This window comes from Photorhabdus machadonis, from assembly GCF_052657765.1.
This window is the reverse complement of record NZ_CP199761.1, coordinates 1251106-1263093: the sequence shown is the minus strand read 5'-3', so window position 1 is coordinate 1263093 and position 11988 is coordinate 1251106. Positions and strand designations below refer to the sequence as shown.

Genomic DNA, 11988 nt, shown 5'->3' with positions numbered 1-11988 from the left:
TTTTTTATAAACCCATATCAGCCCCCATTTTTCATATTTTCATCATTTTGCAAGGATAAAAAGCAATGAAAGTAGGGTACATCCGTGTATCAACAAATGACCAAAACATCGATTTACAAAGAAATGCCTTGATGAGTATAAATTGCGAGCATATTTTTGAAGATAAAATCAGTGGTAAAACAGCCAACAGGCCGGGCTTAAAGAGGGCTTTAAAACAACTTAAAAAAGGCGATACTTTAGTCGTTTGGAAATTGGATCGACTGGGGAGAAGTGTAAAGAACTTAGTAGACTTAATTTCTGGCTTAAGCGAACGTGGCATTCACTTTCAAAGCCTCACTGACAGTATCGATACAAGCACCGCTATGGGGAGATTCTTCTTTCATGTTATGAGTGCGCTGGCTGAAATGGAACGGGAGCTGATCGTTGAAAGGACGAATGCTGGGTTGATAGCAGCTCGTGCTCAGGGGAGAGTGGGAGGAAGACCGGTTTCAATGACGTTATTAGAGCGGCAACAGGCAAAAAGACTGCTAGCGAAAGGCCATAGTCGGAAAGAATTGGCGTTAATTTACAATGCTTCTCTTTCTACTGTGTATAAGTATTTTCCTGTTGTGAATTGATGGGACATAGATGGGACGGGTATCGCAGGGTAAGCCAAAGTAACAATAGGTAACTTTGGGTAAGGTGGGACATGTGAGCACTGATAGATGTGGTAATTAGTTGATTTGAAAAGTAGTTCTACTCTCTTCTAAGCCGTAGGTCACAGGTTCGAATCCTGTAGGGCGTACCAGTAAAATCAAAGAGTTACCCGCATTTATGCGGGTGTCGTTAGAAAAGCAGGTGTTCTAACGGGTGTCGTTAAGGTTTTGCTCCCGTACCCATTTTTCATATACGCTTTCGGGCCATCCAAGAAATGTTCCACCTGGGGTTTTTTCAGGTTTGGGGAATTCTTTCCTCTTGGCCCACATGCGCCACAACGTGGGATGGCTTTTTCCTGTTAGCTTGCACATCTCTTTCAATCCAATATATCTTGTCGCCATTTACTTATTCCTTATTAATCATATTCTCTTTTTCTTCATTGCTTCTAATAAGATATCCTGTACTTCCCGTTTTGAATTGCGCCGTTCCATGACCATTTCATCCATTGTGCCGATTGCAATAATGTGATGTATCCATACTGGCCGGTTGTAACCTGCCTGCACCTGGCGGGTTGGCCCGATACGCTCGATGATTTGCTGATATTGCTCCAGGTCCCACCAGTGGGAAAAAAACACTAGAATGTTGCCGCCATCTTGCAAATTTAAGCCATGCCCTGCGCTCGCCGGGTGAGCAAACAAAACTGGGATCTTTCCGGCGTTCCAGTCTCTTAAAGTTCTGGGATCGTCATCAAGATGGCGTCCACGCGGAAATGCTTTGAGCAACCGTGTTAAATCGTGCTTCCAGTGGTAAGCCACTAAAACAGGTGTTCCACCGGATTCATTGATAACGCTGTCAAGTGCCTGTAATTTAGCGTCGTGCAGTTCTGACCAATTACCGGTATCGTCGGTATAGATTGCCCCGCTGGCGATTTGTAAACATTTCATGGTCTTGGCCGCTACGTTCGGCGCTTCTATGTCGGTACCCCCAATCTCTAAAAACATTTCCTTTTCCATTGCTTTGTATTGCTTGAAAGCTTTATCAGTCATGTCCACACGGATTACGTTATGTATCGGCTCTTTGATATCGAACCAATCAGAGGCATCTAGTGAGATTGTCAGGTCGCGCAATGCGTCTTGCATTTGTTCTTGCGCATAGGGCCGGGCTTCAATTCGGTTAATACCCGTACTACCGATTGGAATACTGTTAAACCAACGTGAAGTAAACGCACCGAACGTACGCCCTAAGCGTTCCCCTTGGTCTAAAAACCAGGCTTGCCCCCACAAGTCTACGAGGCCGTTAGGGGATGGGGTGCCTGTCAGATTCACCCAACGGCTTACAAATTTGTGAGCGACCCTTGCCAACGCTGCCGCACGTTTACCCCCATTCCGCAAGCGGAATGACTTAAGTCTTGTACTCTCATCAGCAATGACGGTACCAAACGGCCATTTGTTTCCCAGGGTCTGTACAAGCCAAACTAGGTTGTCGTAATTGGTCGTGAAGACACTGGCATTTGTGTTTTGTAAAGCAAGAGCGCGTGTTTTAGCCATGCCTGTAATTGTTTGCACTTCGATATTCCTAAAATGGTCCCACTTATCGACTTCATCGGGCCATGTTGATTGCGCCACGCGAAGTGGCGCTAAGACTAACGATGGGTGGGTTTCTGAACCTGCCATATACAGATTTTCTAGCGCCGTTAATGTTGCAACGGTTTTCCCCATCCCCATCCCGGCCCAGACATTTGAACGCGGGATGTCGATCTCATGATTCATTATGAGGTCTTGGTACGGTCGAGCGTGAAATGCTTTTCGCATATATGTAAGTCTCACAAATACATGTGGCAGTTAAATAAAGGTACTAAGGGGAAGGATAAGGCTTTTATTACTTTAAGAATGGGATCGTAATGCTCGATTAATTATCTTTACCTTTTTTACTCAGTTGTTGTAATTGAGAAATAAGCGTGTCAACAGTGAGTGGTTTACTCATTTTTGTTTCTCAGTTATAAGGTCGTCTAATTCCATCAAAAATAGGATGCAACACGCCGCGTGTGCAAGATGGGAAAGATTGCTTTCGGGATCGAATTTTTCACCTGAACGATACGCGAAAAGATGCCGCATTAACGCGTCGAAATATCGGGTTATTCCATCGGGAACATATTTCCAGCCGTTAGGTGAATATTTATTGGCTCCAAATTCCAAAACGCGTAGGGTTTCTATTATCGGTTGTAAAGGTAATAGACTAAACCGATATTTACCTGCGTCATTTTTATCGTATGCCTTAAAAATTCGAGTGCTGCAAAAGCTACAAACTTTAACATGAGAGGTTGGTTGAATTTGACTATGTTCCCGCTTTTTACAAATCGGGCATATTGCATTAATCATCAGCAAATTCCTTCTAAGTTTTTAGAATCGAGTACAAAGACCTCACAACCCAGCGCACGTAGTTTTTCATGTACGCGTAGCTGGTCTGGTCGTGGTTGTTGACCAGGGGCTTTGCATTCAACAAATATGATGCGGCCACCAGGAAGTATAATAAGTCGGTCAGGTACGGAACGCCGACCGGGGGACGCAAATTTATAAGCAATACCCCCGGCTTGCTGAACGGCTTTGATGAGATGCTTTTCAATACGGTCCTCACGGATATATGCCATAACATCACCTCTTTTTCTTTTTGAGTTTTTCCCTTTCAATTTGCATCAGACAAAAGTCGGTGCGGTGTTCGCTCCATGTTTGATTCATAGGGTTGCGAGAAAAGCGATTAGCTTTAGACCAGGCTTGAACAGCCTGTCTATACTCACCCCCTCGTTCAAGCTGTGCAGCTTCATGCGCAGCCCGTAAATAAAGCGGGCTGTCACGATGTTTAAATGCCATAATTATATCCTCCGCTGTGTAAGTCTAACTAGAATATTTCACATGATTCAGAGCAAGAACCGGTATCAAATCGTTTAGCCGCTATCATCTCTTGATATAGATTTTCATAATCTGCATTTGAGTACATCTTAGCTATTCCATCTAACGACATATTGCCGCGATACATTATTTCTTTAGAAGTCTTCCTGTGCCCGTCGCGAACTTGCTTATCATTAATGCAACATTCTTCGAATATTATTTTCAAACCCGGTTCATCTTGACATGCCAAGCCAATTTTCTTACTGCTCTTTTTTATACAAAAAACACAGTTCCCCAAATGTTCGGGTATTAATAAGTCAAATGGCTGTTTCTTCCACCATTTTAAAACATCATGTTTATCAAAATCACTAATATCAGCCAAATAACTAACTCCATCCTTGCGAGTTAATCGTCGGGGTTCATCAGCGCGTATTCCGATCCACGTGTGATAGTTTCCTTTTCCGAAATTATCATTACAATAATCTCTGAACGGCCTCAATTTAAGTCTGTCAGTACAAAACGCACCACCGATGTATGGAGTTCCATATTTTTTCACCATGTCTTGAAATGGTTTTAATATCGGCATTCGCGTTTGAATATCTTTCGGTTCCCACACAGTATAACTGTTCGATGCGCCAAGTTCGGGGTTCATTTCAGCTTGCAATATTACTAGCGGAATATCCCAGAATTTTACGATATCTCTGATAAAACGATAGGTCAGTGGGTGTTCGCACCCAGTGTCCATAAACACATAGATGACATTTTTAATCTTACCGGCTTTCCTGTATTGCTCTATTAAATAGACAAGATAAGCTGACGTTCTGCCACCGGAGATGCTGATGACATTAAACATGATATTATCCTATATGTTGGCTTTATTTGGCTTTAATGAAATAATGATGAAATTGATTGTTAGAAATATACTTGGAAATCACATCATTTTGTTCTTTCTTTGACGTTCATTTATATTAATCCTTACGATAGTGATAAGCTTCGAATCCCCCCGCATTAAATGGTAAATCCAAAGCCCAATCTGGGTTAGCTGAAAGCAGGCTACTTAAATGCTTATGTGTAAAATCTGGGGTATCTTGTGCTTCTGTTAATACTTCATCATGTACAGTCAACACTATATTGTACCCTGCGTCTTCAATGCGCGGCATGTTAGATGCAAGGACATCACGAGCCGTAGCCTGCGTCACGTTTTCTACTAATTTCCCGCCGTAAGTGTGGAGTCGTTGCCATTTACGAGAATAGGCATTTACCCCCATATAACTGATCTTGCCGTCATCGTTGGGGGAGGGATAGCAAACTGCCCGGCCAGACGGTAGCTGAATACGTAGCCAATTACCGTCCCGCCTGATTTTTAACTTACGACACAGTAGTGTGAAGCTGGGATTTGCGATAGCACGCTTTACAGTTTCTTCCAGTTCATACCAAAAGGACGCAATAGCCGGGTGCGCGTTGCGCCACATCCGCTTAAGCGAATCGCAAGTGATAAAAACACGCTCAGTTAAACCGTAGGTCTTTTTTTGTTCAACCGATTTCTTATACCAACTCAACGACTCTCGTTGGATGTTAATCGGGATGTTAGCTAAAGCAGCATCGGCGAGGGCTTCTAAGTCTAAACTATATGCAGCGGCAAACGTCAGAAACGCACCAACCCCACCACCGTAGCCCAAACCCAATTCCATGACTTTTCCGATTTGCCGCTGGTCTTTCGTGACTTCATCCGGCTGGATATTGAAGGCACGTGCGTAGGCCAGCTTGTAAAGGTCGTGACCGCTGCCGTCGTCGAAATCCCGAAACGCCTGAATTTTCCAGTCTTCACCGGCAAGCCAGGCAAGTACGCGGCCCTCGATATTTGACAAATCGCTCACAACCAGTTTTTTATACTTCGGTGTGATAATACAACCGCGCAACGCGGAACTGGTCAGCGCCATAACGTTATCGAATAACAAATCTGCGGCACCGGCTTTTAGCGCGTCGATACCAAAATCGATGACATCTTGTTTTAGTACGGGCCGTGGGAGGTTTTGAGGCTGGAATAAGCGCCCGGCCCAGCGACCTGTACGTGACGCTCCACAAAACTGTAACGTACCGCGCAAGCGTCCGTCCCTGTTTACCCCATTTATCAAAGTCTTGTACTTACTTGTACTTGTTGTGCTTGCTTGTAAACGAATTGAGAGCAGTTCACGGAGTTCAAACGGTAAATCCGGATCGTTTATCCGACGTTGCAATGTACTGGCTTGCATGTCTGGCAGTTCAATGCCATAGCCCGTAATGATATGCCGCAACAGTGCGTCACGCTGCGTTGCTGCTTGCACGTCATCATCCGTTAATATTCGAGTACGTTTTGCGAGCTGTTTTTGCTCATGATTAACAGCCGCGATAGCGGCGTTGGCAAGCGTGATATCCATCTCAACACCGCGATCATTAATGTGCTGGTCAAGATGCCACAATGCCAACTCAGCGCCGTGGTAATTCCAGAGTGGTAACTTTTTATGGATTTCGCGCATGGCTTCGATGTCAAGGCCCGCGTATTCAATAAAACGTTGCCACTCATCGGGATGGGTTTCGCGAGTCGCCCGGCGCACTTTAGAATTCTTCGGACGTGGCTTGCAGAATAGCTGGATAAACGTTTTGCCTTCTTTATCTTTGGCTTTATCCTGCGGAACGTTCAACACTTCACATAAAGCGCCTAACGCGCCGGGTAAACCGTGTGCCAGCGCTTGGGCCATTGTGTCCCGCCATCTCGAAATTTTTGGTACGATATCTGGCATTGTATGTCGTAAGATAGTTCTGTCGAAGTGCGAATTGTGAGCAAAAATCAGTACGCTTTCATCTGTTAACGCCGCTCGAAGAGCATCAGGCATTTGTACATCACTTGTTAAATCCCACACTTGCACTTGACTATCATTAATTGCCCAGGCAAAGAGCATAATTTCTGCGTGTTCAGCGTAGGCATGAACGCCGTTTTTAATGGGGGTTTCGCTGTAGGTTTCCAAATCCAGCCAGAGTGTTGTCATAGTGGTTCCCTGATAAAACACCCCCGGCACGGGGCCGGGGTCAGTTGGTTTAAATCAGGGCTTCGGCATCCGCTCCGGCGCTGATATCATCAAAATCCTCGACTGAGGCAACGCCACCGCCAGCGAATGCGTCCCCATCCTTTCTGAACTGAATGCCGCCCAGCGACGCCGAAATGCCTTTACCCTGGTTGTCATAAGCAAAAATTTCAATCGAAGCGTCTACATAACAGCCGGAATAAGGACGTCCATCTTGTGCGGTCAGCGGGGTGCGGTCTCTGTCTATGACGAGCGGGCGTGCGTTGTTGTTGGCGCTGATGTACATACTGCCCTCATACCCGTCATAGTCGGATTTTTCATCGCCGTCGCGGAAGTTAAACCGCATTGAGTTTCCGCGAATACTTTTGAGAACGGTATCGGCTTTAGCGCCCCATTTATTTTCGGCAACTTTTTTGATCGCGGTTTCGATGTTCGCGATTAGCGCTTTATCGGCTTTAGGGATTAAAAATGTGGCGCGGAACTTAAAGTTGCCCTGGCCGTTTACCTGAGTTGCTTCAAATAAATCGGGGAATGCTAAACGAACGTTAGTTAATTTCACTTTCATGTTGAAATACCTTTTTTATTTAGATGAGGGATTCAGCGGCTTCGATATCTTCAAAATCGTTGAAAAGGTTCGTGAAAAAAGACTCTCTAGGGTCAGATTCAGGTGCTATTGTGGGTTTGCCATCGGGACGTATAATCAATCCTTCGAGTTTTTCCCACTTTGCAAGGTTTGATTTTTTAAGGAGTTTTTCGGCTTGAGGTGGAGTCAGCAGCTTACGCTGATACATCTCATCCTTTTTAATTTTCAGTTTCTTAAAAAGTGCTTCGGCATCCGCTTCATTGCTCCATGTCCTGTTACCAGGTTTACCCACAATAAGTTTAAAACCGGGAATATGCAGGCCGTTCTGTAGCGTAGTAAATGCGGCATCACGTACCCCTTTGCACCAGGCTTCAACTTCATCAACTACGTGCAGCATTTCACCAAGATACTGACTGTCGGCTTTTGCAAGTTGCTGTTGCGCGATTTGTAAAGCATCAGCAACAGGCACGGGGTCATCGATGACATCGAAATCGTTTAACAGTGATGCAGAGACGTATGCAGCTTGAGCCGGGCATTTACCGCGTCGCTTACACCAACGACAGGTTTTTTCACCGGGTTGGAACGCGGTAGTTGGTATACTGTCTTGACCAAATACCGCAGCTTGTTCTGCAATGGCAAGGACATTCGCCGCAATGCTTTTCACGTTTTGCCCGAATTCATTCAGATTGTCGATACTGCATGCATACTCACTGACGTGATTAATTCGCGGCTGATGAATAAACATTCGAACGCTATTAAAATCGTACAATAAACCGAATTGGTTAATAGCCCCCAGCACGTACAGCATCAACTGCGGATTCTCAAATGCATCGACTTTTTCATAGCCGTACTTAAGATCGTGAATTTGCAGCTCGTCATTCTTAATAATGATGGCGTCGGCGGTACCGAATGAATTTTCAACATCCGTTACGTTTGAAAAATCAACGCGCTCTTCGATGAAAAGATCGCCATCTTGTGCTAAGTTCCAGATAGTTTCGACATACTCACCAACATACTCAACCATTGTTTGATCGACTTGTGGCGTTCCGGCTTTCAGTAATGGATAGGTACCTAAGTAGTCGGCAGTGCTCAGACCGTGAGTTGCAGCTTGAAGACGGTTTCTAAGTACACATTCCGCTAATGCGTGTGCCGCAGAACCTTCTTGTGCGTTAGACGTTGTTGTATCAGGTTCAAACTGTTCTATCGCCAATGCAGCGGAGCAATTAAGCCAGCGGTGTGCGCTGGACGGAGAGAGTTTCGCATGAAGTTCAGGCATGGTTACCCCTCCATTGCAGCTTTAGCTAAGGCTACGACTTCCGGGAGATGTTTTTCTGCAACCTGGCCTAATTTTTTAGCGTCAAATTTTGCTAAAATATCAACGGCTTCACTACGATACCCATTTTTAACGAGCTGTAAAATTAATGTTTCAGCCTCTTTAAGAAGCGCTTTTGTGTCAATTACAGGTTCGGGTTCCTGCGCTTCGTCGTCGTCAGCTTCCGTGTGAATTTTTCCCTCACTTAACAGTTCGAGAGCGAACTCTCGGCGTTCTGTAATGCCGGGGATATCCGCCCAGTTAGCAAGTATTTCTAAACACAGGTCGAGAATGACCGAGTTATTTTTCCCTTTGAGTTCTGATAAACCCGCTAATGCTGAATGCAGTGCATCTGCCCGCCCGTTCCGAGTATCACCCACCGCGTCTATGATTTTCCGGGCGGCTTGGTATTTATCGTTAGTCAGGGTATGCGCATCGTCTTTAAACAACACTGCAAGAGCGACTACCGTCTCTAAATCCAAGGTGTCAATATTGACATCTTTAATTGTAATTTCCGTATCAGTAATCGGTTGTTCCGATTTGTTTTTGGTATTTTTAAATTTCGCTGGTGTTGGTTGAGTATTCGGGGTGGGGGTATTATTGTTGCTGAGTGCGGCTAATAATTGCGTTAACAACACGTTCTGTTGCGATAACAGTTCATTATTCAACGCTAAGTTTGATTCAAGACTCATAGAAAGGTACCTCGCTACACATATAAATTAAGTGGAAAAGTAACGTTCGGGTTTTTTTCCAACAAATAACGCTTACGTAACCAACGTAAACGACGAACGGCGTTATTTGTTGGCATTTTTTCTAGTGGGACAGGTTTTACTTTTTGCATTTGCTTATGCCTCCTTTTCGTATTTTAAAGCGCACTCGCCAGTATATTCGGTTAGTTGGATGTACTTTAAAATAAGAAAAAAGGTGCCCCAATATTGGGGCAAATAAGGAGTAACGCACAGAACGAAAAATAATGAAATTGAGTAGTGTAAAATTGGGATTTAAAACTCACCCTTATTTATCTTAATTAAGGCTTCTAAATGCTGCTGAGCGGCATCTTCAGTTAAATGAAGAAGCCCTTGCTTTAAGAAACTTCTAAACATCAGTGAACTGTTATGCCAGAAGATACTATGAATATCAGTATCGGTGCATATAGCAACAACATAACATAAAGTATCGAGGGCAGGGGCTTCACTTATTGGCTTCGGAAAACTGACTTTTCCGACTGTTATCATCTCGGGCTTGCGGCGATATTCATAAAAATCGATCCATTTTGGATTAGAACCGCATTTTAGCCATCCATCACCTTTTTGCCTCCATTCATATAGCTCCCAAGGTTTATCAGTCTTCGAAGCATCTATCGCATATTCCATCATTAACTCAGCGTGCACGTGTCTTTTATTGTCTGACATTGTTTAATCCTCGCCTTTAGATATACCAATCATTTTGTTTAAGTCTTCAACTTTTACTGACAGTGAAGTGTTTATACTTCTGATTTCCTCAGATGGAATTAAATCTTTCGCTTCCTGCCAGACTTCAATAAGTCGCTTTGTTGTAGTGACTGAATTTAAAATAGCGTAAACGTTATTTTTTATTTCCTCTTTCTTATTGTTTAGCTCACTGACTTTTTTTTCTATCTTCGTAAATCGAACAGAGAGTTCATTGTCCGCTGGAAAACGACAATGTTTCCGCTCAGGTGTTATTAACTTAATGTCTTTTCCCAGTTCATCTTTGCCGTAAGGTAATCTTTCCGACTGTAACCCACCAAACGCCGCACATATCCCGTAATCTGTTGCCTTATAAATATGAATATCGCTGTCAATATTAACTTGAAACTCTTTAATAGCTTCAAGTGCCTTATCATATATGAGATTGTAATGTTTGGATTTTTCTTCTCCGCCCAACGCGGCAATTCGGACGTCTTTTGCGAGTTGGTACTTTTCTTGCCCCAATTGTACATAGGATTCAGAAATCCCGGCTAATGACAACGCATTATTGACTATTTCTTTCTTTAAATCTTTTGTTAATTTCTTTGACATTGTTTAGTCCTCTCATTTAATTTAATAGGGGGCTTCCCTGCCAGTAATTCCCTGTTGTTTTCCCTGTGTGGCAAAATAAACTTAATAAAGCGTCTCAAATAAGGCGCTTTATAAATGCACTTCGCTTTGTGATTACATGATATGTTCCTCCTGTGGTTGAATTTTTTTGCACGACTTATCAGCTATACCGGGGCTTCATCTATACGAGCTTTGATCGCCACGCGAACCCGTTTGCCTTCGTTCCTATTCCGGCGCTTTTCAGCTATGAAACTATCCGACTTGCCTGTCGTGCGGTCCAAATTGTTAAAGAGCGGTATTGCTTCTAGGTGGTCAAGATAAGTATTCTTAACTTTGCCATTAAAGTTAAGCAATCTAAACATGAATTGTCAAGAAGAAAGTTAAGATAAATGAATTTATTTTTTTTGAGATGAAGAAAAACCCGCTATGTAAACGGGCTTATTCAGTTGGAAAGAATTAGAGAGTAACCGTGTACCAAAATACTCTGCCTATGATACGAATTTCGTTCGCTTTTTCACCTATACATTCATCATCTGCATAGTCGCGACGATTATACGAACGAATGCGTATCCCACCAGGGACACGATATAGAATTTTCACACGGAGCATACCACTATGCTCTATGGCATACATGTTACCGTCTTTGATAGTTGTGTTCGTAGTGTCAATACCTACAATTGCGCCGTCTGGTAATACGGGTTCCATGCTGTCACCAGTGATATATGCGCATGCTGCGTGCTCTGGATTAATGCCTGCTTTGAGAAGCGCAGAGCGAGCAAATCGTAATTTGTTTCCTCGGTGATCAAGTTCAACGGTACTTCCTTTTCCCGTTGATAATGATATCTCTTTGAAAAATGGCATTTCTATTTCATCCTCATTGAGTTGTGTTTCCTCGTCACTCATGCAATCAAATGCAGCGATTACACTTGCATTCGCAACGATTTCAGGGGAATTATTTACATTGGTATCCACTCCCTCAAGTAACCAACCCACTGTTACACTTAACTCTTTAGCGAGGTTAACTAGATTTTTGCCATTTGGTGCAGTTACACCGGATTCCCACTGTGAGATTGTCGCTTTTGTTACGCCGACTCGCTTTCCTAGGGCTTCTTGCGTAATTTTTTGTTTCAGTCTTGACTGACGTATTCGTTCGTTTTTCATGTCATTGCCTCATAATTAGTTTAGATAGCTTAACTTAAATGTTGTAACGTTGTCTTGACTTGTTCGTTTAGTTTTCTTAACCTTACATTTGACTAAACATTCCAAGGAAGCCGTGATGAAGAAAATAGACGCTATAGCGCTGGCGGGTAGTAAAGCCAAATTGGCGCGATTGCTAAAAGTCTCAAAAGGAGCTGTTTCACAGTGGGGGGAGGATATCCCCGAATTAAGAGCATTACAGATCGAGAAATTACTAAAGAATAAAAAGCACTTGTTAAATCATAAAGAGGCTTAG

Annotated in this window: 15 protein-coding genes; 2 read left to right on the top strand and 13 right to left on the bottom strand. The window is 43.5% G+C overall.

Annotated features, from left to right (window positions below; all coding sequences use genetic code 11):
* Positions 1-65 precede the first annotated feature (65 nt).
* Positions 66-617, top strand: coding sequence for a recombinase family protein (locus ACUN2T_RS06250; protein WP_445496720.1), 552 nt, complete (start codon positions 66-68; stop codon positions 615-617).
* 438 nt (positions 618-1055) lie between these two features.
* On the opposite strand, the gene ACUN2T_RS06245 is transcribed toward ACUN2T_RS06250, so the two are convergent.
* The 13 genes from ACUN2T_RS06245 to ACUN2T_RS06185 all read right to left on the bottom strand — a co-directional run bounded on the left by ACUN2T_RS06245 (position 1056) and on the right by ACUN2T_RS06185 (position 11696).
* The gene (locus tag ACUN2T_RS06245; RefSeq protein ID WP_445497816.1) at positions 1056-2447 is read right to left on the bottom strand and encodes an SNF2-related protein; all 1392 of its coding nucleotides are present in this window, start codon (positions 2445-2447) and stop codon (positions 1056-1058) included.
* A gap of 168 nt (positions 2448-2615) precedes the next feature.
* Positions 2616-3014, bottom strand: a complete 399-nt coding sequence (locus tag ACUN2T_RS06240) for a dATP/dGTP diphosphohydrolase domain-containing protein (protein ID WP_445494442.1) — start codon at positions 3012-3014, stop codon at positions 2616-2618.
* Positions 3014-3283 carry a VRR-NUC domain-containing protein gene (locus ACUN2T_RS06235; RefSeq protein ID WP_445494441.1) on the bottom strand — a complete coding sequence of 90 codons (270 nt, stop codon included), beginning with the start codon at positions 3281-3283 and terminating at the stop codon, positions 3014-3016. The genes ACUN2T_RS06240 and ACUN2T_RS06235 overlap by 1 nt, the downstream gene beginning before the upstream one ends.
* A gap of 4 nt (positions 3284-3287) precedes the next feature.
* The gene (locus ACUN2T_RS06230; protein WP_445494440.1) at positions 3288-3503 is read right to left on the bottom strand and encodes an ANR family transcriptional regulator; all 216 of its coding nucleotides are present in this window, start codon (positions 3501-3503) and stop codon (positions 3288-3290) included.
* Between the two features lie 28 nt (positions 3504-3531).
* Positions 3532-4374: a phosphoadenosine phosphosulfate reductase domain-containing protein gene (locus ACUN2T_RS06225; protein WP_445496718.1), complete on the bottom strand. Its 843-nt coding sequence runs from the start codon at positions 4372-4374 to the stop codon at positions 3532-3534.
* Positions 4375-4489: 115 nt separating this feature from the next.
* Positions 4490-6547, bottom strand: a complete 2058-nt coding sequence (locus tag ACUN2T_RS06220) for a DNA polymerase (RefSeq protein ID WP_445496717.1) — start codon at positions 6545-6547, stop codon at positions 4490-4492.
* 49 nt (positions 6548-6596) lie between these two features.
* Complete coding sequence (locus ACUN2T_RS06215) at positions 6597-7148, bottom strand: DUF2815 family protein (protein ID WP_445494437.1); 552 nt, start codon at positions 7146-7148, stop codon at positions 6597-6599.
* A gap of 19 nt (positions 7149-7167) precedes the next feature.
* A complete protein-coding gene (locus tag ACUN2T_RS06210) occupies positions 7168-8442 on the bottom strand; it encodes a DUF2800 domain-containing protein (protein ID WP_445494436.1) in 1275 nt (424 codons plus the stop codon).
* A gap of 2 nt (positions 8443-8444) precedes the next feature.
* Positions 8445-9170: a hypothetical protein gene (locus ACUN2T_RS06205; RefSeq protein WP_445494435.1), complete on the bottom strand. Its 726-nt coding sequence runs from the start codon at positions 9168-9170 to the stop codon at positions 8445-8447.
* Between the two features lie 14 nt (positions 9171-9184).
* Positions 9185-9319 carry a hypothetical protein gene (locus tag ACUN2T_RS06200; protein WP_445494434.1) on the bottom strand — a complete coding sequence of 45 codons (135 nt, stop codon included), beginning with the start codon at positions 9317-9319 and terminating at the stop codon, positions 9185-9187.
* A gap of 160 nt (positions 9320-9479) precedes the next feature.
* Positions 9480-9890, bottom strand: coding sequence for a hypothetical protein (locus tag ACUN2T_RS06195; RefSeq protein WP_445496716.1), 411 nt, complete (start codon positions 9888-9890; stop codon positions 9480-9482).
* A gap of 3 nt (positions 9891-9893) precedes the next feature.
* Positions 9894-10517 carry an Nmad5 family putative nucleotide modification protein gene (locus ACUN2T_RS06190; protein WP_445496714.1) on the bottom strand — a complete coding sequence of 208 codons (624 nt, stop codon included), beginning with the start codon at positions 10515-10517 and terminating at the stop codon, positions 9894-9896.
* A gap of 474 nt (positions 10518-10991) precedes the next feature.
* A complete protein-coding gene (locus ACUN2T_RS06185; protein ID WP_445496712.1) occupies positions 10992-11696 on the bottom strand; it encodes a S24 family peptidase in 705 nt (234 codons plus the stop codon).
* A gap of 115 nt (positions 11697-11811) precedes the next feature.
* On the opposite strand from ACUN2T_RS06185, the gene ACUN2T_RS06180 reads away from it, so the two are divergent.
* Positions 11812-11988 carry a Cro/CI family transcriptional regulator gene (locus ACUN2T_RS06180; protein ID WP_149617097.1) on the top strand — a complete coding sequence of 59 codons (177 nt, stop codon included), beginning with the start codon at positions 11812-11814 and terminating at the stop codon, positions 11986-11988.